This window comes from Paenibacillus faecalis, from assembly GCF_900289175.1.
Classification (GTDB): domain Bacteria; phylum Bacillota; class Bacilli; order Paenibacillales; family Paenibacillaceae; genus Paenibacillus_AQ; species Paenibacillus_AQ faecalis.
In genome coordinates this window covers 2,777,836-2,800,651 of sequence record NZ_LT985747.1, presented here as the reverse complement: position 1 = coordinate 2,800,651, position 22,816 = coordinate 2,777,836, and the positions used below count along the sequence as shown (strand labels likewise).

At 44.7% G+C, this 22,816-nt stretch carries 16 protein-coding genes; 15 read left to right on the top strand and 1 reads right to left on the bottom strand.

All coding sequences use genetic code 11. The annotated features are described in order from the left end of the window. Positions 1-151 precede the first annotated feature (151 nt). From nirB to C8268_RS13305, 3 genes are read left to right on the top strand one after another with little or no spacing between them, the layout of a single operon-like run. A complete protein-coding gene (gene nirB / locus C8268_RS13315) occupies positions 152-2,584 on the top strand; it encodes a nitrite reductase large subunit NirB (RefSeq protein WP_106768121.1) in 2,433 nt (810 codons plus the stop codon). Between the two features lie 28 nt (positions 2,585-2,612). Next, on the top strand, positions 2,613-2,933 hold the full coding sequence (gene nirD, locus C8268_RS13310) for a nitrite reductase small subunit NirD (protein WP_199794849.1): 321 nt from the start codon (positions 2,613-2,615) through the stop codon (positions 2,931-2,933). Positions 2,934-2,972: 39 nt separating this feature from the next. Continuing rightward, entirely contained in the window at positions 2,973-3,791 is an 819-nt protein-coding gene (locus tag C8268_RS13305; protein ID WP_106768120.1) for a formate/nitrite transporter family protein, read from the top strand. Between the two features lie 65 nt (positions 3,792-3,856). On the opposite strand, the gene C8268_RS13300 is transcribed toward C8268_RS13305, so the two are convergent. Then, positions 3,857-4,576, bottom strand: a complete 720-nt coding sequence (locus C8268_RS13300; RefSeq protein WP_106768119.1) for a Crp/Fnr family transcriptional regulator — start codon at positions 4,574-4,576, stop codon at positions 3,857-3,859. 317 nt (positions 4,577-4,893) lie between these two features. Between C8268_RS13300 and adhE the strand changes: the two genes are divergently transcribed. The 12 genes from adhE (at position 4,894) to yidD (ending at position 22,528) form a co-directional block, all read left to right on the top strand. Then, positions 4,894-7,509: a bifunctional acetaldehyde-CoA/alcohol dehydrogenase gene (gene adhE / locus C8268_RS13295; protein ID WP_106768118.1), complete on the top strand. Its 2,616-nt coding sequence runs from the start codon at positions 4,894-4,896 to the stop codon at positions 7,507-7,509. Between the two features lie 268 nt (positions 7,510-7,777). Next, positions 7,778-10,039 (top strand): formate C-acetyltransferase, encoded by a 2,262-nt coding sequence (gene pflB, locus C8268_RS13290; RefSeq protein WP_106768117.1) that lies wholly within the window; start codon positions 7,778-7,780, stop codon positions 10,037-10,039. A 74-nt stretch (positions 10,040-10,113) separates the two neighbouring features. After that, positions 10,114-10,851, top strand: a complete 738-nt coding sequence (pflA, locus tag C8268_RS13285) for a pyruvate formate-lyase-activating protein (protein ID WP_106768116.1) — start codon at positions 10,114-10,116, stop codon at positions 10,849-10,851. Between the two features lie 279 nt (positions 10,852-11,130). After that, positions 11,131-12,486, top strand: a complete 1,356-nt coding sequence (locus tag C8268_RS13280) for an ABC transporter substrate-binding protein (RefSeq protein WP_106768115.1) — start codon at positions 11,131-11,133, stop codon at positions 12,484-12,486. 91 nt (positions 12,487-12,577) lie between these two features. Further along, complete coding sequence (locus tag C8268_RS13275) at positions 12,578-13,462, top strand: carbohydrate ABC transporter permease (protein WP_106768114.1); 885 nt, start codon at positions 12,578-12,580, stop codon at positions 13,460-13,462. Beyond that, complete coding sequence (locus C8268_RS13270; RefSeq protein ID WP_106768113.1) at positions 13,462-14,289, top strand: carbohydrate ABC transporter permease; 828 nt, start codon at positions 13,462-13,464, stop codon at positions 14,287-14,289. The genes C8268_RS13275 and C8268_RS13270 overlap by 1 nt, the downstream gene beginning before the upstream one ends. 26 nt (positions 14,290-14,315) lie before the next feature. Further along, a complete protein-coding gene (locus tag C8268_RS13265; protein ID WP_106768112.1) occupies positions 14,316-16,166 on the top strand; it encodes a cache domain-containing sensor histidine kinase in 1,851 nt (616 codons plus the stop codon). After that, entirely contained in the window at positions 16,141-16,929 is a 789-nt protein-coding gene (locus C8268_RS13260) for a response regulator transcription factor (protein WP_106768111.1), read from the top strand. Before C8268_RS13265 ends, C8268_RS13260 begins: the two co-directional genes overlap by 26 nt. Positions 16,930-16,977: 48 nt before the next feature. Next, complete coding sequence (gene nagZ / locus C8268_RS13255) at positions 16,978-18,597, top strand: beta-N-acetylhexosaminidase (protein WP_106768110.1); 1,620 nt, start codon at positions 16,978-16,980, stop codon at positions 18,595-18,597. A gap of 176 nt (positions 18,598-18,773) precedes the next feature. Beyond that, positions 18,774-21,575: a copper amine oxidase N-terminal domain-containing protein gene (locus tag C8268_RS13250; RefSeq protein ID WP_106768109.1), complete on the top strand. Its 2,802-nt coding sequence runs from the start codon at positions 18,774-18,776 to the stop codon at positions 21,573-21,575. A gap of 196 nt (positions 21,576-21,771) precedes the next feature. Next, positions 21,772-22,266 (top strand): Fur family transcriptional regulator, encoded by a 495-nt coding sequence (locus tag C8268_RS13245; protein WP_234032791.1) that lies wholly within the window; start codon positions 21,772-21,774, stop codon positions 22,264-22,266. After that, positions 22,259-22,528, top strand: a complete 270-nt coding sequence (yidD, locus tag C8268_RS13240; protein WP_106768108.1) for a membrane protein insertion efficiency factor YidD — start codon at positions 22,259-22,261, stop codon at positions 22,526-22,528. Before C8268_RS13245 ends, yidD begins: the two co-directional genes overlap by 8 nt. The last annotated feature ends 288 nt before the right edge of the window (positions 22,529-22,816 follow it).

The window sequence follows — 22,816 nt, the reverse complement described above, 5'->3', positions numbered from 1 at the left end:
AAAAACAATGTCATGATCCGTATATAATTACCTTGTAATAGTTTTAATGGAAATAAATGAAATGATTGGTTATTGCTTTAGTCAAATCACGGGCAGAGCTTGCTTACGGTGAAAATAAGCGGGTTGGATAGGCCTTAAGGAGGAAGCGATCATGACGGAAAATAAAAAAGAGAAGCTGGTCGTTATAGGCAATGGCATGGCAGGGATAAGTACAGTAGAGCAAATCATTAAACTAGGCGGCGCTTATGATATTACCGTATTTGGCAGTGAGCCGCATCCCAATTATAACCGGATTATGCTGTCATACGTTTTGGAAGGTAGTAAAACGCTTCATGATATCGTGCTGAATGACTTGGATTGGTATAAAGAAAATGACATTACACTATACACGGGAACAACAGTCACCAGAATCGATGGAGAAAACAAGCTGGTTATATCAGAGAACGGTCTTGCTGTTTCATATGATCGCGTTATTATCGCGACAGGATCGATTCCGTTTATGTTACCCATACCTGGAAGTGACCAAGAAGGAGTAGTAGGTTTTCGGGATATTGCAGATTGTTGTCAAATGCTTGAGGCTGCCCGGAAACACAAGAAAGCTGCAGTCATCGGTGGTGGACTGTTAGGGCTTGAAGCGGCCAAGGGACTTGTGAACCTGGGGATGGACGTTACGGTTGTTCATTTGATGAATGACTTGATGGAACGTCAGCTTGACAGCAGCGCCTCGGCTATGCTGAAAAGCGAGCTGGAGCGGCAAGGGATCAAGTTTGCTATGGGTAAACAGACGACAGAGATACTTGGTGGTGAACAGGTTACGGGGTTACGTTTTGATGATGGTACAGAACTGGAAGCTGGTTTTGTAGTAATGGCCGTTGGGATTAAACCGAACATAGCCGTAGCCAAAGCAAGCGGGATTCAAGTGAATCGAGGTATTATAGTCAACGATTATATGCAGACTTCGATGGAAAATGTGTATGCCGTTGGAGAATGCAATGAGCATCGGGGTGTATGCTATGGTCTTGTCGCTCCGTTGTTTGAGCAGGGGATGGTGCTTGCCAAACATCTATGCGGAGCAGCTACAGCGCCGTATGAAGGCTCTATCGTATCAACCAAGCTGAAAATCAGCGGTGTTGATGTTTTCTCTGCCGGTGAATTTATTGAATCTTCGGAACATACGGTGATTGCATCCAAGGATGAATGGAAAAAAACTTATAAAAAAATACTGCTGAAAAACAACGTTATTGTCGGTGCTGTTTTATTTGGTGATGTGACTGAATCGGCAGCTTTGCAAAAGCTCATCAAACAAGAAGCGCGTATGACAGATGAGATCTATCATACGATCATGGGAACAGGCTGCGGAGGGGAAGTCTCAAAAGGAATCGCTGTTGAAAAAATGGATGATGCAGAAATTGTGTGCGGCTGTAACGGGGTTACCAAGAAAAACATTGTGGATGCGATAACTGTTCAGGGTCTAAACACGGTAGACGACATTAAGGCATGTACAGGAGCGACCCGATCTTGCGGAGGATGCAAGCCTGCTGTTGAACAGATTTTGCAATATGTGCTTGGCGATGGCTTTCAAAGTGCAGCGAAGCTAGGAATATGCAGCTGTACTATTCTCACCCGGGATGAGATTGTAGCAGAAATTCGCAGCAAAGGTCTGAGAACAATCAGAGAAGTTATGAATGTTTTGGGGTGGAACCAGCCTGAAGGCTGCTCAAAATGCCGCCCTGCCATCAACTATTATCTCGGGATGATTTATCCGGAAACCTATAAGGATGAGAAGGAATCACGTTTCGTCAATGAGCGCATGAACGCCAATATCCAGAAAGACGGGACATATACAGTCGTTCCCCGGATGTACGGCGGAGTGACAACACCGGAAGATTTGAAGCGGATTGCAGATGTATCGCTTAAATATGATGTGAAGGTTGTTAAAGTGACCGGGGGACAGCGCTTGGATCTAATCGGTGTAAAGAAGGAAGATTTGCCGAAGGTTTGGGAAGAGCTTGATATGCCATCGGGTTATGCTTATGCCAAATCACTTCGTACGGTCAAAACATGTGTGGGCTCGACATTTTGCCGGTTTGGTACAAAGGATTCCATGGGGATCGGAGCGGAGCTTGAGAAAAAGTTTGAGCGACTGGACCTGCCAGCCAAATTTAAAATGGCCGTGAATGGATGCCCGCGAAACTGTGCCGAGTCGTGTACGAAGGATATCGGTATTGTCGGAAACGATGGAGGATGGGAAGTATTCATTGGCGGCAACGGCGGGATCAAGGCGCGGATTGCGGATTCCTTTTGCAAGGTGAAAACAGATAGTGAGCTGTTTGAGATATGCGGTGCGATAATTCAGCATTATCGGGAAACAGGAAATTACTTGGAAAGAACTTCGGAATGGGTGGAACGAATAGGACTTGAGAACATCAAGAAGACCATTCTGGAAGACCATGAAGAGCGGAAAGCGTTAGTCCAGAGAATAGAGGCAGCCTTACGGCAGGTGAAGGAGCCTTGGAAACAAGTACTGAACGATAAAAAAGTACTTGCAGCGATGTATCAAGAAAGTAGACCTACTTCTGTTTAAATAATGAGGATATAAGGAGAATCATAACATGACAATGATCGGTGAGTATGTTGATGTTGGTCATAGAGATGAATTTATGCTGAGAATCGGAAAAGTGATCGTTATCAAAAATGAAGAGATTGCTGTTTTTCGCACATCGGATGGCCGGTTATTTGCTCTGGAAAATAAAAGCCCTCATCCCAAAGGCGGACCTTTGGCTGAAGGGATTGTCTCCGGTCATTATATATATGATCCGCTATATGACTGGAGGATTGATCTGGAGAGCGGTGAAGTCCAGGCCCCGGATCACGGGCAGGTTCGAACCTATCCGGTACGGTTGAATGGAGAGAAGGTACAGATCGCTGTGTAGAGAATAGCAGCTATTTTAATTTCCATGGGAGGAAGCCTTATGTTCACACAGGGAGTGGAGAGCATCATTGAGGGCGCGGTGAAAAAGAAAGAGCAGATGAATGCAAGTGTGCTCCGATGCTTCATTTCAGCTATGCTGGCGGGTGCTTATGTCGGAATCGGGATTGTGCTCATCATAAAGTTGGGAGCTCCATTTGCGGCGGCATCTTCGCCATTTCAAACATTGGTGATGGGAGCTTCCTTCGGCATTGCGCTGACACTAGTTGTGTTTGCCGGAGCGGAGCTGTTCACAGGCAACAACATGTTTTTCACTATGAGTACTTTAGCTGGTCGAACATCGCTTGGAGATACACTGAAAAACTGGGTGATCGTGTTCTTTGGGAATCTGGCAGGAGCTGTGCTGCTCAGTCTGCTTGTTTGGGGTTCCGGCTTGTTTAAGGCCATTTCATCAGAGCATGTTCTCTTTTCAATAGCAACCAACAAAATGAACGCGCCTTTTATGGAATTGTTTTTCCGCGGAATTTTGTGTAATTGGCTCGTCTGCCTTGCCTTATGGATGGGGAACCGGGCGAAAGAGGAAACCGCAAAGCTGATTCTCATCTGGTGGTGTCTGTTTGCCTTTATTGCAACGGGCTACGAACATAGTGTGGCCAATATGACTCTATTATCTTTAGCTGCGATGCTGCCTGAACATCCGGAGACGGTTTCACTTGCCGGGTGGGTCAACAATATGATCCCGGTTACACTTGGCAACATCATTGGAGGAAGTTTGTTCGTAGGTATGGCCTACTGGTTTATATCCCCGGTTACAGGAAAAAAGACGACAAAGCGTGTGAAAAACAAGGATTTTTCCCATTAACGATTAAAGACGCCTGATTTTACGTCAGGCGTCTTACAAGTTTCTTGCGATATTTTGGCAAGAGATTAAATACGACAGATCTCAGCAGGACATAACTCGCAGTGGCAGATTTCCTGCAATGCAGTCAAGTCTTTGATGAGAATCATTCCACTTACATATTCCACAAATTTCTTTTTGCGAAGATCGCTTAACATTCGGTTTACGCTCTCGCGCGTTGCACCGATCATATTGGATAAGTCTGTATGCGTGATTTTCTTATTAATTAAGATCGAATTGTCCTGCTGAACTTCGCCATACGTATTGCTAAGGCGGATCAGCGTTGAGGTAAGTGCGCCTGGCTTGCCATACATCATCAGATCTCTGAACTTGGTTTGTGTAATTCGGTGGTGAATCCCCATCCATTTCATGAAATCGATGGCGAAATCACAGTGCTGGCAGATGAGAATTTCCAGATCCTTATACTCAATAACACCAACTTCGCTTTCTTCAAGCACTTCAGCGGAGAAGCTGTGCTTAGTGCTGAAGAATGGATCGGCCTGACCAACCATGTCACCAGCTTGGTACATATATAGAATAAGTTCTTTACCTTCATCCGTCGATTTGGTTAATTTAATGCGTCCGCGTTTAACATAGTAAAGTTTATCGGAAAAGTCGCCTTCCCAGAATAGATGGGAACCTTCTGGTATCACACGATCCTTCATACTAACGAGCAGACGGTTGAGGTTTTGCTCTGAAAAACAGCTGGTATTTCCTTGGGCCTCCATGACATCATCCATTGTTCTCATGTCGCTATCCCCTAACTCCCTAATATTTTCTGTTAAATTTAAATTAATTATAACGTGAATAGATTCACTTGTGGGGCGAAAAAGGGCGATAAAAGTGGCGAATTTTCAAACATTGTGATTATTTTCACTTTTAATAGGCAAAATGAAGTGTAAGATTGCACAGACATCTTGAAAAACTGGAAAAGAAAGCGCTTTGAATCACTTTCTGAAAAACTTTTTTAAGTTTGTGAAAAAATTCACTATCTTTTTAGGAAGGCCTGTGATATGATCGAGTTGTAGAGAGATATTAAACATTTTTTTACAGGAGGATGAGGGAGATGGCCACTAAAAATGAAGCCGCTCAGGTGAAACAGCAAACAGCAGGTGACTACATTCAAAGCTTAATCGACAAGGCGAACAAAGCAAGAGAACAATTTGTTGCAATGACTCAGGAACAAATCGACGAGATCGTTAAAGCTATGGCACTTGCTGGGATGGATAAACATATGCACCTGGCCAAGCTGGCTGTACAGGAAACAGGTCGTGGAGTATACGAGGACAAAATTATCAAGAACATGTTTGCTACCGAGTATATTCATAACAGCATCAAATACAATAAAACGGTTGGTGTTATTGAGGATAACCCTTATGACAGCTTCCAGAAGATTGCTGAACCTGTAGGCATCATCATGGGGATTACCCCGGTTACGAATCCGACATCAACGACGATTTTCAAGGCACTCATTGCCATCAAAACGAAAAACCCGATTATTTTTGGTTTCCATCCTTCTGCACAAGCTTGCAGCAGTGAAGCAGCGAAGATTTTGCTGGATGCTGCAGTTAAACTGGGTGCTCCAGAGAACTGTATTCAATGGATCGAAGAACCGTCCATGGAAAAAACAAATACATTGATGAACCATCCTGACGTAGCTTGCATCTTGGCAACAGGCGGATCAGCAATGGTAAAAGCGGCATATAGCTGCGGTAAGCCGGCTCTTGGAGTGGGACCTGGTAACGTACCTTGCTTTATTGAAAGATCGGCTGACCTTGATCAAGCGGTCAATGACCTTATTCTTTCCAAGACGTTTGACAACGGCATGATCTGTGCGTCAGAACAGGCTGTTATTATAGAAGAAGCTATTTTTGAACAAGTAAAGAAAAAAATGATCGCGAGCGGTTGCTATTTCGTCAACAAAGAGGAAGCAGCCAAACTTACAGCTGGGGCAATTGTTGCTGACAAATGTGCAGTAAATCCTGCAATCGTTGGTCAGTCTGCAGTGAAAATCGCTGAAACTTGCGGTATTAAAGTTCCGGAAGGAACCAAAATCCTGGTAGCTGAGCTTGAAGGCGTGGGGACAAAATTCCCGCTTTCTGCCGAGAAGCTAAGCCCGGTTCTGGCTTGCTACAAAGTGAAGACAGCTGAGCAGGGAATCGATCGTGCTGCTGAAGTCGTTGCTTTTGGCGGTATGGGACACTCGTCCGTCATTCATTCCCATAACGAAGAGATCATCAGAAAGTTCTCGGATCGTATGCAAACTTGCCGGATTCTGGTGAACCAGCCTTCCTCGCAGGGGGGGATCGGTGATATCTACAATACGAACTTGCCGTCCCTGACTTTGGGCTGTGGATCGTATGGCCGCAACTCGACATCTTCGAACGTGAGCGCCGTCAATCTCATCAACGTGAAAAGGGTGAACCGTCGTACCGTGAATATGCAGTGGTTCAAAGTACCGAGCAAGATTTATTTTGAAAAAGGATCAACTCAATACCTTGCGAAAATGCCGGATATTACGCGTGTAGCTATTATTACCGACCCCATGATGGTGAAACTCGGTTACGTGGAGCGGGTTGAGCATTATCTCCGCCAGCGTCAGGTTCCGGTTGCCATCGAAGTATTCTCTGAAGTTGAACCGGACCCATCGACAACTACAGTTCAGCGTGGTGCTGAGATGATGAAGAGATTCCAACCGGACTGCATCATTGCTCTGGGCGGTGGATCTCCAATGGACGCTGCAAAAGGAATGTGGCTGTTCTATGAGTATCCGGAAACCGACTTTAATAACCTGAAGCAAAAATTTATGGATATCCGCAAGCGGATTTTCAAATTCCCAAGATTGGGACAAAAAGCGAAGTTTGTTGCGATTCCGACAACATCGGGTACAGGTTCGGAAGTAACTTCCTTTACAGTAATCACGGATAAAGAACAAGGCAATACTAAATACCCTCTGGCTGATTATGAATTGACGCCTGATGTGGCAATCATCGATCCAGAGTATGTATACAGCTTGCCTAGAACAGCGGTTGCTGATACAGGTATGGACGTTCTTACTCACGCTATTGAGTCTTATGTATCCGTTATGGCGAACGACTTTACGGATGGTATTGCGATTAAAGCGATTCAGCTTGTATTCCAGTATCTTGAGAAATCCGCATTGACCGGCGATCCGTTGGCTCGCGAAAAAATGCATAATGCTTCGACTTTGGCAGGTATGGCTTTTGCTAACGCATTCCTTGGTATTAACCACAGCCTTGCTCATAAATGGGGCGGTCAATACCATACGGCACACGGACGTACGAATGCGATTCTGCTGCCGCACGTTATCCGTTACAATGCGAAGAAGCCGACAAAGTTTTCCTCGTGGCCTAAATACCGTCACTTCGTAGCAGATGAGAAATATGCGGAAATTGCCCGTATCCTTGGCCTGCCGGCTCGTACAACCGAAGAGGGTGTGAACAGCTTGATCAAAGCGATTCGTGACCTGAACAAAAAACTCGGTATTGAGGAGTCTTTCCAACAACTCGGGTTCGATCCAGCTGATTTCGAGAGCCGTGTGGATTACTTGGCAGACCGTGCATTTGAAGACCAATGTACAACGGCGAATCCAAAGCTGCCTCTTGTAACAGAGCTTGCAGAAGTGTATCGCAACGCGTTCTACGGACGTTTTGACAACTAGTACAAATAAGTAAAATATGGTGAATCAGCGTGACAAATATCACTTCGATTGTGATGTTTGTCACAGCTGTTTTCAGAAAACGGGACTAAAATTGTAATTGTAGAAACAATCTCAGATGCAAATAATTACAGTCTTTTCGGCAAGGAAAGAGGCCGGTATTTCACATCCTTGATTGTGAAATATGTCACATTAAAAATCTGGGATGAGGGACATGAGAAGATAGAATAATAAACTCATGCCTCGACAACAGAACATGGAGGGATTAAAAATGTCGGTGATTGAAAAAGAAGTTAAAGACATGCAGTCCGGTTGGAGAGGGTTCAAAACAGGTAAATGGACAAGAGCGGTAGATGTTAATGATTTTATTGCTTTAAACATTGATCCTTATTATGGTAAAGAAGATTTCCTGGTTGGCCCAACAGAGAATACGAAAGCACTATGGGATATCGTATCGGATTTGTCGAAAAAGGAACGAGATGCCGGCGGTGTGCTGGACGTGGACGTAAACACTCCTTCCACCATTGTTTCGCACAAGCCTGGTTACTTGGATAAAGATAAAGAGCAGGTTGTCGGGGTGCAAACCGATGAGCCATTCAAACGTTCCATTCAGCCGTTTGGCGGTATCCGGATGATGATTGATGCTTGTAACGCTTATGGCTTTGAGCTTCCGCAAGGCATCGTAGATATGTTCACAAACATTCGCAAAACCCATAACCAAGGGGTATTTGATGCTTACACTCCAGAGATGAGAGCTGCACGCAGAGCCGGTATTATTACAGGTCTGCCAGACGCTTACGGTCGTGGACGCATTATCGGCGACTATCGTCGGGTTGCTCTTTACGGTATTGATTTCCTCATTAAAGATAAAATGAACGAGCTTGCAAGCCTCGAAGTTGACGTGATTGATGAGGATGTTATTCGTCTTCGCGAGGAACTGTCTGAGCAAATCCGCGCATTGAAAGAATTAAAACAAATGGCGGAAATGCACGGCTTTGATATTTCCAAACCAGCAACAACTGCCAAGGAAGCATTCCAATGGGTGTATTTTGGTTACCTTGCAGCGATTAAAGAGCAAAACGGTGCCGCTATGTCTCTTGGACGTGTATCTTCCTTCTTGGATGTTTACATTCAGCGCGATCTGGAAGAAGGTACACTAACCGAAGAAACAGCACAGGAACTGGTTGACCATTTCGTTATGAAACTCCGTATCGTTAAGTTCCTGCGTACACCTGATTATAACGAGCTGTTCAGCGGTGACCCTACTTGGGTAACTGAGTCCATCGGTGGTATGTCTATGAATGGCGAAACACGTGTAACCAAGAACAGTTTCCGCTTCTTGCATACACTGTACAATCTTGGACCTGCCCCAGAACCAAACCTGACAGTATTGTGGTCTGAAAAGCTGCCTGAAGGCTTTAAGAAATATTGTGCAAAAGTATCTATCGAAACAAGCTCCATCCAGTATGAGAACGACGATTTGATGCGTCCGATCTACGGAGATGACTATGGTATTGCTTGCTGCGTATCCGCTATGCGTATCGGTAAACAAATGCAGTTCTTCGGAGCTCGTGCTAACCTGGCTAAAGCGCTGTTGTATGCAATCAACGGTGGCCGTGATGAAAAATCCGGTGTTCAAGTTGGACCTGAGTTCCCTGCGATCACTTCAGACGTTCTTGATTACGAAGAAGTAATGAAACGCTTCAAGCCGATGATGGAATGGCTTGCGAAGCTGTACATGAACACGCTGAACATCATTCACTATATGCATGACAAATACTCTTATGAGCGTATTGAGATGGCGCTGCATGACCGTGATATTCTGCGTACGATGGCATGCGGTATCGCAGGCTTGTCGGTAGCTGCGGACTCCTTGAGTGCTATCAAATATGCTAAAGTGAAGCCGATCCGCAATGAGGAAGGCATCGCAGTTGACTTTGAAATCGATGGCGAGTATCCATGCTACGGAAACAATGACGACCGTGTTGACAGCATTGCTGTTGATCTCGTTGAGACTTTCATGAGCATGATTCGCAAGCATAAAGCTTACCGTAACGCACTGCCAACTCAGTCCGTATTGACGATTACGTCAAACGTTGTTTATGGTAAGAAAACAGGTACGACTCCAGACGGACGTAAAGCAGGTGAGCCGTTTGCACCAGGTGCTAACCCAATGCATGGACGCGACAAAAAAGGTGCGCTCGCTTCCTTGAGCTCCGTTGCAAAACTGCCTTATGAGCACAGCCTGGATGGTATTTCGAATACCTTCTCCATCGTGCCAAAAGCACTGGGTAAAGATGCTGATACTCGTAAGAATAACCTTGTATCCATGATGGATGGTTATTTTGGCAGCAAAGCACATCACCTGAACGTAAACGTATTTGATCGCGAACAATTGATCGATGCAATGGAACACCCAGAAAACTATCCGCAATTGACCATTCGCGTATCGGGTTATGCTGTTAACTTCATTAAACTGACTCGTGAGCAACAATTGGATGTTATTAATCGTACTTTCCATGGCGCGATGTAAGACAGTCGGATTATAATAAGTCATGAATCAGGTTTTGTTTATGACAAGGCGGATACAGAAAGGGTGACATCAGTATGATTAAAGGCCATGTACACTCCGTAGAAACGTTCGGTACGGTGGACGGTCCGGGTATCCGCTTTATACTCTTCATGCAGGGATGCTTGCTAAAGTGCCAGTACTGTCATAATCCGGACACGTGGGCTTTGAATGAAGGGAAGACCATGTCGGTTGATGAGGTGCTCTCTGAAATTGAACCGTATCTTCATTATTATCGTTCTTCGGGCGGAGGACTCACCGTTTCAGGTGGAGAACCGACTTTGCAGTTCCCGTTCGTCACTCAGGTGTTCAAGGAGGCGAAGCGTCGCTGGAACCTTCATACGACACTGGACACGAACGGTTACAATGAACCGGAGAAGATTCGTGAACTGCTTGATCATACCGATCTGGTAATGCTCGATCTGAAGCACATTAATGATGAGAAGCATATCAAGCTCACGGGCAAATCCAATGAGCGCACGTTGAAGATGGCTCGCTGGCTTTCCGATAACGGTCGAAGCATGTGGATCAGACATGTATACGTACCGGGAATTCACGAGCAGGAGGAAGATTTGCTAGAGCTCGGACGATTTATCGGCACCTTAAATGGTGTAGAGAAGTTTGAAATCCTTCCGTATCACCAGATGGGTGTGTATAAATGGGAGGAGCTTGGTAAAGATTATCCCCTGGAAGGCGTTCCATCTCCGACAGAAGAGGAAGTAGCTCGGGCATACCGTTTGATTGAAGAAGGCAGAAAACAGACACAAACGGTCTAATATTTATACATGACATGTTTTTGATGTCACATATAGGGAACTGTCCTATAAGCAGAAGTTTTGCTTTAGGCCAGTTCCTTTTTCTTTGCCTTATACTTCCTGTAACTCAGTTAAAACGATATCATTTACAACCTTATACTGGATGGTCAAGGGTTTTATACATATTAGAGGATTTTATCCCTTCTTAATAACATTATCGGTCTTACTTAATATGAAATCGCTTTCTATAATAAGTATATAGCTACATAATATTTTATTATTTGGGAGGGTCAAGCAATCATGAAGAAAAAGAGCCTTGCATTGCTGATGTCACTGCTTCTCGTTTCTTCAGCAATCGTATCTGGTTGTGGGGGAGGCAAAGAGCCGGCTGAAGGCAACGAGGGGACGCCGGAAACAAGTAACGAACCGTTCGAAATTACGATTCGTCATACTCAAGTCGGTGATTCCAAAAAATTCAGATTGGCTTTGCTCGAAGATGTAGTAGAAAAGACGGAAGCAGCTGTGCCAGGGCTTAAAATTAACCTGGATGCTGTGGACTCCGAAGTTAACCGTAAGGAGAAGTTGAGAGGGGAGATGGCCTCCGGAAAACCGCCTGAAATTTTCGATGTATTTGGCAGTCCGGATGCAGGCGTGTATGCCAAAGAAGGTTTGATGCTGGATCTTACTCCAATTGTTGAAGAGCTAGGTATTAAAGATAAATTCAATACACTGGACCCGTTCACACATGATGGAAAAATTTACGGTCTGCCTATTGGCGTTTCCATTGAAGGGTTTTTCTACAATAAAGAATATTTTGAGCAAAAAGGCCTGAAGGTTCCAAATACGCTGGCTGAACTGGAACAGATCGCGGAAACCATCAAGGCTGATGGGAAAATACCGTTTGCCCAGGCTTCCAAAGACGCATGGATTCCTTTAATGACCACCAATAACCTGTGGAGTTATTATGCGGACCCGAAAATTACTTACGGATTTAAAACCGGCGAGACCAAATGGACGGACCCGAAAATGGTTGAAGCTGTAAAGAAACATCAGGAATGGGTTCAAAAAGAATACTACAAAAAAGGTGAACTCGGATTAGAATATGCGGATATGAGAAATCAGATTATTTCTGGTGAAGCGATCATGATGATGGACGGCTCCTGGGCGACAAGTGTGTTCAGGGACCCGGAACAAGCTGGTGATATGGTAGGCAAGATCGGATTCTTTAACTTTCCTCCGCTTAACGAAGGCGATCCAATCGTCGCCATGCAGGATGCCAACAACGGTTATGGGTTCTCTGCTTCCGTTCAGGACGATCCTCGTAAAATGCAGGCTGTTAAAGAGTTTATCAAGCACATGTGGACAGATGAAATGCAGCTTCGCGGGTTGAAGGAAGACGGAGTGCTTCCTGCCATGAAGATGGAGATTGAAACGATGAACTCCACTTCAGATGAAGAGATCATGCAGGATGTTTTCAAGTCTCTGAACGAAATCGATCAATCCTTCCCAGCCTATGATGCTTTAGTTCAAGCTAGTGTCAACACGGCACTTACCCTTGGAATTCAGCAGGTCATCGGTGGAGATATCGAACCGGAGAAGATGCTTGAGAACGTACAGGCTGCACAAGATGCAGCTAACGCTTCCGAAGCGCAATAAAAATACCACAGTTTAGACGATAAGGGCGCCATCCGCTAGAAATTTGGGGGTGCCCTTTCCTCTAAGCATAGTCACAAATACGGAGGTTACCATGAACAAAGCGCTGAGAAATCCTCTGATTTACATTCTGTTTGTTTTGCCAGCATTCATACTATTCCTAGCTTTTTTTATTTACCCGATCTACACGGCGATCGATAACAGCTTTACAGACTGGAACGGTATTTCTAAAACATCGAACTATATCGGTTTTGATAACTATACGAGAGCTTTTGAAGATTTAGCATTTTGGAAATCGGTTAGAAACAACGTGTACTTCATATTGTTTTCATGTTTTATCCAAGTTCCGATTATTATTATCTTTTCACTGCTTATTGCCAATGTAAAAAAGCTGAAGGGGTTATATAAAACAGCTGTGTTTGCTCCGTCCATCATGTCTACAGCTGTAATCGGTATTTTGTGGGGATTCATCTACAACCCGGATTTCGGTTTAATGAATGAGTTTCTAGGATTGTTTGGAGTGGACCCGATCTACTGGCTGTCTGACAAGAAATGGGCCATGATTGCCATTTTGATAACGAACGCTTGGCAATGGACCGGATTTTATATCGTGATGGTACTTGCCGCGATTATTTCGATACCTAAAGAATTGGATGAAGCAGCAGCCATAGACGGTGCGACCGGATTTCAGCGGGCCCGCAAAATTACGCTGCCGCTGATCATGCCGATTATTTCGGTCGTGATCATGCTGTCCATCGCAGGAGCGATGAAAGCAGCAGATATCGTGCTTGTTATGACCAAAGGCGGTCCTGCAGGTTCTACAGATGTAATGGCAACTTATATGATTCGATATGCGATTACAAGCTTCCAGCATGGCTTCGGCAATACGATTGCCGTATTGATCTTTGTATTTACTATAATCGTAACCGTCGCCTACCAGCTTCTGATTGCCAGACGGACGGAAAGGATTGAGTACTGATGAGAGCAGTTAAAAAACTAACACCACATATTTTTCTAATGGCTTACTTGCTTGTCATATTGTATCCTTTTCTGTTCGTTCTATTTTCTTCAGTGAAAACAGATAACCAGGCGATCGCATCAAATCCGTTCGGATTACCGGAAATGTTCACGCTGGATAACTATGTGAATGCTTGGGTCAATGCAAAAATCAGCACCTATTTCTTTAACAGTTTATATATAGGCGTGCTTGCGGCATGTTTATCGATTCTGTTTGCGGCGATGCTGGCTTTTGCCGTGACGCGCATGAGATATAAACGCATCAGCGCTATTATTTTTCAGCTCGTTTTGCTCGGCATGCTTATCCCAAACAACTCGCTTCTTCTTCCGATTTATGGAATTATGCAAAAGCTCGATATTTTAAACACACATATGGCACTTATTTTACCTTATGTGGCCAATGCCATACCGTTTTCCGTTATCATTCTTGCGGCTTTTATGCGCTCTATACCGGGAGAAATTGAAGAGGCAGCTGTTATGGATGGATTGAGATCAGGGGGGTTGTTTGCTAAGATTGTATTACCTCTAACAGTTCCTGCCATCGTTACTGTGTTCATTATTAATTTTCTCGGCAACTGGAACGAGTTCCTGTTGGCCAACTACTTTTTATCCAACGATGAGCTGAGAACATTGCCTGTAGGTATGGTCGGATTCCGGGATGCTTACAATACGAACTACGCTCAGATGTCAGCTGGAATTGTATTTAGTGTCCTGCCTGTCCTTATTATTTATGCTATTCTACAAGAGAAGATTATCGAGGGTGTTACCGCTGGCAGTGTTAAAGGATAACATTAAGATGAAATAGGGGATAGGGTATGAACCTGAGGAGCAAGTTGTTTACGGCATTTTTGGGACTCATCATCATTCCTTTGCTTGTACTGGGTTTATTTACCTTCTTCGTCACTTATAATTCTATCGAGAAAAAATACAGTCAACAAGCGGAGTATTCATTAAAAGCGATCAGCTATAGCATTCTGAATGTATTTGATGAGATAGAAAACGTAACCGATACGGGAATCGTATCGTCGGTTTTTATAACTGCTTTGAAATCCGATGATCCCGGTTCCCAGGATTACATTGCCAATTCAAATCAGCTCAATTTGAATGCGAGTCAGCGGAACTTTCGCAACATGCTGTATAATCACCCGGCGATCAGCTATGCGTTTTTGTACAATATGGACAAAAAATCAAGTCATGTTCCGATCTTTACCAAAGAAAATTTCGGCACACTTCCGTTTGAGGAATTTAAGAAAACTCCTTTGTATGAAGAAGTTATTGAGTTAAACGGCGTCCCGAAATGGATCGGTCCGAATGAATATCCTGAGTTTACAGGGACCGAACAAGTTTTCACTCAAATTCGTCTTGTAAAGAACATGGAGACATTTCGAAAAGAAGGGATTCTTGTCGTTCAAATTAAGCGGCTTGAATTTGATCGGATTTTTCGGAATTTAACACTGCCTAACAATTTGCAAGATACATCATTTTTGCTGGTCAACGATGAAGGGCTCATCCTGCTTGATCCCAAAGAACAAAGTGATGGGGACAATATAAGCGCTCTCATGGAAGATCAGATTGATTATAGTTTGGAATATCAGAGCTTTAAATCAGAATTTGATGGCGAAGAAAGCATCGTTTCCATTCATAAACTGGAAGGCCATCCTTGGAGTCTCGTTTCTGTGACGAATTGGGATACTCTTTCCAGGGAGATTACCTCATTTGCCAAATGGTTTATCGTCATTCTTGGTCTCTGTCTTGTTACTGCAATTGTATTCAATAAATTTTTTATGAACCGGATTACGGGCACGATTGCGATTATTGTTCGCTTTATGCGGCGTGTCGAGGACGGAGATTTTAGCGCAAGAGTGGAAGAGAAGGGCGAAGATGAGTTGCTTCTTCTATCAAGGGGTTTTAACGACCTTATGGACCGGATCAACATGCTGTTTGCTCAAATTCGTAACGAGCAGCGTTTGAAGACCGAAGCACATATGCGGGTGCTGCAGGCTCAGATTAAACCGCATTTCCTATTTAATACGCTGGAGTCGATCAATGTCCTTGCTGTACAAAATGAGGGCCGAAAGGTGAGCGAGATGGTTTATCGTTTGGCCAGTATTTTACGGATCAGCATTCAGGACAGGGAAGAAATCACATTGGAAGAAGAAATCAAGCATCTAAAGAGCTATTTGGAGATTCAAAAATTCCGTTTTGAAGATATATTTGATTATGAGATTGACATTCCTAAAGAGCTGTTATCCTGTCGAATCATCAAACTGACGCTTCAGCCTTTAGTAGAAAACAGCATCCAACATGGTTTTGAAGGTATTGATTATAAAGGTAAGATCACGATCAAAGCCTGGAGTGAGCGAGGTAACCTGATCATACATGTTGAGGATAACGGGCTGGGAATGACTTCCGAGCAGCTCTCGATGTTTGAGTATATGGTACCAGAGGAGGAAGAACTGTCGCAGTCATCAGCGGAAGACCTGAAAGTAAATCATGAACGTCGCGGACTTGGGCTTCGCAGTGTTGCCGATCGGATTCGAATCCAGTATGGAGAGGTTTACGGCCTGTTCATATGCTCAAGTCAGCCTGGAGGAACGATAATACATTGTGTCATACCTAATTACGGCGGGGGGGAAGGACATGATAAAGGTTCTACTAGTGGATGATGAAGCACCTATTTTGAACAATCTCAACAAGGTCATCCCATGGAAAGACATGGGGATGGAAGTAGTTGGACTGGCTCGAAGCGGCATGGATGCTCTGGAGATTGCGAAGGAGCACGATCCGGATCTTGTTCTATCTGATATCCGTATGCCGCTAATGGATGGTTTAACCTTTATTACAAAGCTGCGGGAAAATGGAAGCACGGCAGAAATCTTCTTGCTGACAGGCTATCAGGAGTTTGAGTATGCAAGGGAGGCCATTAAACTTCGGGTGAAGGATTACATAAGTAAACCGATACACTATTTTGAGCTGGAAGAGCGCATTCGTGAGATCGGAGAGGAAATCCGTAAAAAGCAGTTAAAAGAGAAATATTTAAAAACGGTTTCTCTGATCGAAAGTGAGCCAGACCCTGATACGGTTAAGAAAACTCCGGAACAGCTGATGACTTCCGCTTTGGATTATATCAATACCAATTTGGGAGCCGACTTAGGCATTGAGGAATTATCGGATTATCTTGGAATCAGCTCCAGTTATTTTTGCTTGTTGTTTAAAAATCATGTCGGCTTTACGTTTGTTGAGTATTTGACGAAGCAGCGGATGGAGGCTGCCAAGTTCCTTCTGACGAACAGTGATAAAAATATCGCCCAGATCGGAGCGTTTGTCGGTTATCATGAGCGGCGTTACTTCACGAAAGTATTCCAGAAATCGACGGGGATGACCCCATCGGAGTTCCGTGAAGTATGTGGAAGCACTTCAGTGATATAGATTGTTATTAGTATTATTTAAAATTATTTGGAAGGCAGGTTGTGTACTATGGATTGGAAGGTATCAAGTTTATCTTTGGAACAAAAAATCGGACAGATGTTTATATGCGGATTTGATTCACTTACACCTAATGACCACGCCAAAAAACTCATTCATGATTATCATGTCGGCGGTATTGTATATTTCCGAAGAAATGTGCAAACTCTGCCGCAGCTTTCCAAGCTTTCCTCATCACTGCAGGAATTAGCAGCATCCAGCGGTCAACCATCCCTGCTGGTGGCGATTGACCAGGAAGGTGGTATGGTAGCCAGAATCGACCATGAGGGGATCAGCCGAATTCCGGGTAATATGGCCCTTGGAGCAACCGGAAATCAGGACTATACCTATCAGGTTGAAAAAATTGGCGCCAAAGAGCTTCGGGCACTAGGAATCAATATGAACTTTGCTCCCTGTCTTGATATTAATAACAATCCGTTAAACCCTGTCATTGGAGTTCGTTCATTTGGAGAAGATCCAGAGGCCGTAGCTACTCATGGTTTAGCCGCTATTAAAGCTTATCAGGAAGAAGGGGTATCCGCGACAGCTAAACATTTTCCGGGTCATGGCGATACGAGTGTGGATTCTCATTTAGGATTGGCTGCTGTTCCGCATGACCGGGCTCGTTTGGAGCAGGTGGAGCTATACCCGTTCAAGAAAGCGATAGAAAATGAAGTTGACGCAATCATGACTGCACATGTGAGCTTCCCGGCCATTGAACCGGGCGGCATACCAGCAACGCTGTCGCATGCAGTGCTCACAGGCTTGCTTCGGGAAGAAATGCGTTTTCACGGTCTGATCATTACCGATTGCTTGGAGATGCATGCGATTTCAAAAGAATTCGGTATCCCAGAGGGGGCGGTCCGCTCCATCGAAGCTGGAGCAGACTGCGTATTGGTCAGTCATACGCTGAAGGATCAGGAAGCGGCTATCCGGGCTGTTATAGACGCGGTACGCAGCGGACGGATTTCGGAGGAACGAATCGATGCTTCGGTTGAACGCATATTGACGCTTAAGATGAGAAACGCTCATACAGCAATCAACCTGCCAGCAGCCGATATCGCTTCTATAAGCCAAGAGGCGAAAGGGTTGTTGTCTGAAATCGCAGGTAAGGGGATTACGCTCGTTCGTGAGAGCAATCAACTGCCGTTACAACAGGATGAATCCTTACTGGTGTTTTGGCCGGAGCTGCTGCGTGCCACTCAGGTAGATGAAGCCTGGAGCCGCTCATACACACTAGGTGATGCCGTTAAGGCCCGTGGTAAGCAAGTGGAGGAGATTCGGGTTGGCATGGAGCTGTCGGATGAAGAAGTGGAGCGTGCAGTTCAGGGGGCGAAAGGTTATCGGCAAATCGTGGTTGCAACCTATACATCGGAGAGCAAACTTCCGGAAGGGCAGCGAAAACTGGTTGAAAAGTTAGGGCAGCTGGAAGGAGTTAAATTGATTGTAGCTTCCACACGCAACCCTTACGATTTGAATGATCTTCCTGATATTTCAACCTATCTGTGCTGTTATGAAAATACGCCGCATTATATGGATGCTTTGGCAGGGGTGTTATATGGCGAAGTAGAGCCGGAAGGCCGTCTTCCAGTAAGCCTGAATGACAAGCACTTGTTAGGTACAAAGGCATAATTTATTTCTATAGACTTATATATTTAAGAGGCCTTGGTTTCCTGTTTATGCAGAAAAAATCCAAGGCTTTCTTTTTTTTGCCCCTAAAATAGAAACTTTTACCGAAGCGTGGCGTCTAATAGTATGTCTGTTTAGAAAGCAAGAATCAAAAATATCCAGGAGTAAAGGAGCAGAGAATGAATTTTAAGAGAATGTCGATCATCACAGCACTTGCAGTAGCGCAAGCGTCTACGGTCATGCCTGTAAGTGCGCAGTCTTCTGCTATCGTAGTGCCCGGACAAGTTGTGGTCCAACCCGAGGCAGAGAATAGCGGAAATGTAGAACAGCAGCAATCTCAAGAAATGGTACAACCAAGCGAATCCGCCTCTGAGCCTGCAGCAAACCAGTTGTTGACGCCAGGCAATACATCCTCAGAAGAAGAATCTTCATCAGAGAAGAACGCTGAACCAGACTTAGACCCGAGCCTTAAGGACCCTGCTTCATCTGAGAATCAAGCAAGCGGAAAGACCGATGAGATGAAGTCTCAATCGGACTCGACACGTGAGTCTGCAACTGAAGAGCAAGAAAAGGACAATGATGTCGAGCAGGAGAAGCCGGAGGATCAACAATCTGCTCCTACCCATCTACTTCAATCAAGCGCTGTATCAACTTCTTCCAGTAATGAACTTGTTCTGATGATGAACAGTGCTAATATGTACCATAATGGCAAGCATTATAAGGCTGCTCAGCCGATGGCTGTCAAGAAGGGCGTGTCTTATGTTTCGATCCGTGCGATGGTTGAACGTGTAGGTTTGGAATTTTCATATAATAATACGACCAAAGAGACCATTGTTATAAAAGACGGAAATGAACTGCGTTTTAAAGCGGACAGCAGCACCTATAAAGTAAACGGGGAGTCCCGGAAAATGAAGGGAGCTGCCTATAATTATAAAGGTACGTTCATGGTTCCTCTTACTGCAATTACACAAGCCCTGGATATTCCTTATAAAGTAAACCAGGCGGAGAAGAAAGTCATATTGGATCTGTCTGGAATAAGCAACAGCGATCATGGAAGTGATCCTGAGGAAGGAAGTACGGCTCCCCAACCGCCGATCAACCAAGAGCCTGGTCTTGTTTTAATGATGAACAGCGCTGATATGTATCATAATGGCAAATACTATAAGGCCGCTCAGCCGATGGCTGTGAAGAATGGCGTGTCCTATGTTGCCATCCGTTCTCTGGTCGATCGCATCGGTCTCCAGCTAACTTATAATAGCAAAACGAAAGAAACGATCATTATGCGCGGAGCTGATGAACTGAGGTTTAAGACAGACAGCAAGTATTATACGGTTAATGGAGTTAAGACTGCTATGAAGGGTGCTGCGTATCAGACCAACAATACGTTTATGGTTCCGCTGACATCCATTACACAAGCGCTGGGTATTCCATATAGAGTGGATAATAAGAACAAACGTATCATTTTAAATTTGGGAACCAAGCCGGTCGCTTCGTTTACGGTAACGAATGATAAAATTTTTGCAGGAGAGACAACGGTTAAATATAAGACGAATGCATATTCCCCAACTGGACTTCAAATTGTGAACGAGCGATGGGAAGGTCGGGAGGAAATCTTTTCAGAACCGGGTATTCATACAATTACTTATTATGTACAGGATTCAAGCGGAGAATGGAGTGATCCGTATTCCGTAACCATTGAGGTAATGGTCCCGAACGAGCCACCTGTCGCGATGTTTACAACGGATAAAGAAGAATACAAAATGGGTGAGAAAATCACTTATATCGATCAGAGCACCGATGATGAGAATGCGATTGTAAATCGGGACTGGGATAATAATGCATTGGCATTTTTTACACCTGGACCCGTAAAGGTCGGTTTAACGGTAACGGACAAGCATGGTGCGAAGAGCTATTATGAGAAAACGATCATCATTACGGGGGAAACCTTGTACAGCCGGGAGGAGTTTTACCAACTGTTCGCCCCGGTCGGTGAGGAATATTACTTTGACGGCTCTAAAGTACCTTCCATGAATCTGATTCCGATTAACAGAACCTCTGACTCGCGTACACTGATTCGTAGCAACAGCCCGGAAACAGTGTATACTGAAGGCGTTGTATATCGTGAGACGGTAGAGGGAGACGTAAGGTTTATGATCCATCATCTCAATGCGACAGGCAGAAAAGTGAAGATGCATGTTGTAGCTACGAACAAAAGTTCATCGACGGCAACGTTAACAACAGAGCATGTCGGATTCGGGGGTCCAAGCAACATTCCGACCGCTACCGGTAAAGCGGCCGTTCAGCGATACTTAGAATCCATCCAGAGCGGTGAGGATTATGAGCTGACAAGACTCAAGCCTGGTGAAAGTAAAGTGATATTGAAAGATCTGAGCGCCCAAGCGATTCAAAATGGACAGGTTGTTACTATGTTTGCCGATCTTTATTCCGATGCACCGATTCAATATGATATCGTATTGATTGAGCAAAGCAAAGATCCGATTCATAAGCTGCCTTATTTGAGACTTCATCCGACTGACGGAGTCCACAACCGAGGGACATATGAAGATTCAACCATCTATATAGAATCGAACGAGCTGATTGGCAGTACACCTGGTCGTTTGGCGATCGGAGACAAAACACATGATCCGAATTTGATAGGTTACGACGGGATTACCGGATACGAAACGACCAATGCAGGTAATTTCGGTGTCCTGTATCACATTAAGTTGAACCGTGTGGCTCCGAATACGTTGATCTCCTTAAATCCGCGCGGAGGTAAATATATGGGCGTTGTTATGGTTAACGGGCACATTATTGGTGCGCCAAGCATCGGCGCATCAACCGCACCTAATGAGGCAACGATCTTATATCGGACAGGAAAATATGAGCAGTCTATAGAGATTGTGTTTACAGCCGCACCAGGCAGCAGTTTGCCGATTAACTTTCTGTTCACACCGCTGCCGGAGCTAAAAACGAATTAAACGTCAATTCCAATTCCATAATACGATAGCAGTGTCCCCCGGGTTTCTTGCAACAGCAGAAGCCTGGGGGTTTTTTAGTTTAAAGTTCAAAAAGGTTCAGGTTCATATGATCTGGGGCTAGCTTTGTTTGACGAGGCGGTTTTTTTCATGCATTATTAGAAGAAGATAATAAGACATATCAGGAGGCTAACTGCGTATGCTGACGACGGAACAGATCATAGACGGTATGTCCGAGAACGGGCTGCGCATCACCGATCAGCGCAAGACGCTTGCCAAATTGTTTGGAGAGCATCAGGGGTATTTAACGGCCAAGGATGTATATGAATATATGGGCAAGAAATACAGCGGTCTCAGCTTTGATACGGTGTACCGCAATTTAAGGGTGTTGTACGAGCTTGGTGTGCTGGAGCAGGTTGTGTTTGAAGAGGGAATTAAATTTAGAGCGCGCTGCAGTGAAGATCATCATCACCATCATATGATCTGCTTGCAGTGTCAGATGACTTATCCGATCAAATTCTGTCCGATGCAGGTAACGGATGGACCGAAGGATTTTCAGGTGGTTCAGCATAAATTCGAGGTATTCGGATATTGTAAAGACTGTGCGAATGATGATTCGGTTATGAAGAAGTCCTCTTTGTTACAGAATCATGCATCATGCGGCGAAGGGAAGCTGGCCGGGCACGATGAGTAAGTTGACAGCAGGGCGTGTTGTTCAGGTTCCGATCCATTTCTATCGTAAATTTATATCGCCTTTAAAGCCTGCTACGTGCCGATTTTATCCGACCTGCTCTGCCTATGCTCTTGAAGCTATCGAAGTCCATGGAGCATTGAAGGGCTCGTGGCTGGCTGCCAAACGAATAGCCCGCTGCCATCCTTTCCATGCGGGTGGTATAGATCTGGTCCCCCCTCGGAAAGGTTCTTCAAAGACGATGGAGACTTTAGAGAAGGAATAGCGGCCTTGACACCTTAGAGTTCGTTGATTATATTGATGTTATATCATGATTTCCGAGGAAGAGATAAGTACGAGAGGCAAGCCTTGTACAGAGAGCCGGGGGAGCTGCAAACCGGTCTGGGCGAATTTCGGAAAATGGTCTTGGAGGAACTGCTTTTGAGCGATCCAGTAATTTTCTGGCGTAAGGAAGCGGCGTGATCCAGCGTTAATGGACGGTTATCTTTATTGAAAGATGACCGGGTGAGCCTGTGATCCGTAAGGATGCAGGGAAATTGGGTGGTAACACGTG

Excerpts from the sequence above, each read along its gene's own strand:
- C8268_RS13250 (WP_106768109.1), top strand. The coding sequence starts at position 18,774 with ATGAATTTTAAGAGAATGTCGATCATCACAGCACTTGCAGTAGCGCAA.
- pflA (WP_106768116.1), top strand. The coding sequence starts at position 10,114 with ATGATTAAAGGCCATGTACACTCCGTAGAAACGTTCGGTACGGTGGAC.
- C8268_RS13300 (WP_106768119.1), bottom strand. The coding sequence starts at position 4,576 with ATGAGAACAATGGATGATGTCATGGAGGCCCAAGGAAATACCAGCTGT.
- nirD (WP_199794849.1), top strand. The coding sequence starts at position 2,613 with ATGACAATGATCGGTGAGTATGTTGATGTTGGTCATAGAGATGAATTT.
- yidD (WP_106768108.1), top strand. The coding sequence starts at position 22,259 with ATGAGTAAGTTGACAGCAGGGCGTGTTGTTCAGGTTCCGATCCATTTC.
- C8268_RS13280 (WP_106768115.1), top strand. The coding sequence starts at position 11,131 with ATGAAGAAAAAGAGCCTTGCATTGCTGATGTCACTGCTTCTCGTTTCT.
- C8268_RS13270 (WP_106768113.1), top strand. The coding sequence starts at position 13,462 with ATGAGAGCAGTTAAAAAACTAACACCACATATTTTTCTAATGGCTTAC.
- nagZ (WP_106768110.1), top strand. The coding sequence starts at position 16,978 with ATGGATTGGAAGGTATCAAGTTTATCTTTGGAACAAAAAATCGGACAG.
- C8268_RS13305 (WP_106768120.1), top strand. The coding sequence starts at position 2,973 with ATGTTCACACAGGGAGTGGAGAGCATCATTGAGGGCGCGGTGAAAAAG.
- C8268_RS13260 (WP_106768111.1), top strand. The coding sequence starts at position 16,141 with ATGATAAAGGTTCTACTAGTGGATGATGAAGCACCTATTTTGAACAAT.
- C8268_RS13275 (WP_106768114.1), top strand. The coding sequence starts at position 12,578 with ATGAACAAAGCGCTGAGAAATCCTCTGATTTACATTCTGTTTGTTTTG.
- C8268_RS13245 (WP_234032791.1), top strand. The coding sequence starts at position 21,772 with ATGCTGACGACGGAACAGATCATAGACGGTATGTCCGAGAACGGGCTG.
- pflB (WP_106768117.1), top strand. The coding sequence starts at position 7,778 with ATGTCGGTGATTGAAAAAGAAGTTAAAGACATGCAGTCCGGTTGGAGA.
- nirB (WP_106768121.1), top strand. The coding sequence starts at position 152 with ATGACGGAAAATAAAAAAGAGAAGCTGGTCGTTATAGGCAATGGCATG.
- C8268_RS13265 (WP_106768112.1), top strand. The coding sequence starts at position 14,316 with ATGAACCTGAGGAGCAAGTTGTTTACGGCATTTTTGGGACTCATCATC.
- adhE (WP_106768118.1), top strand. The coding sequence starts at position 4,894 with ATGGCCACTAAAAATGAAGCCGCTCAGGTGAAACAGCAAACAGCAGGT.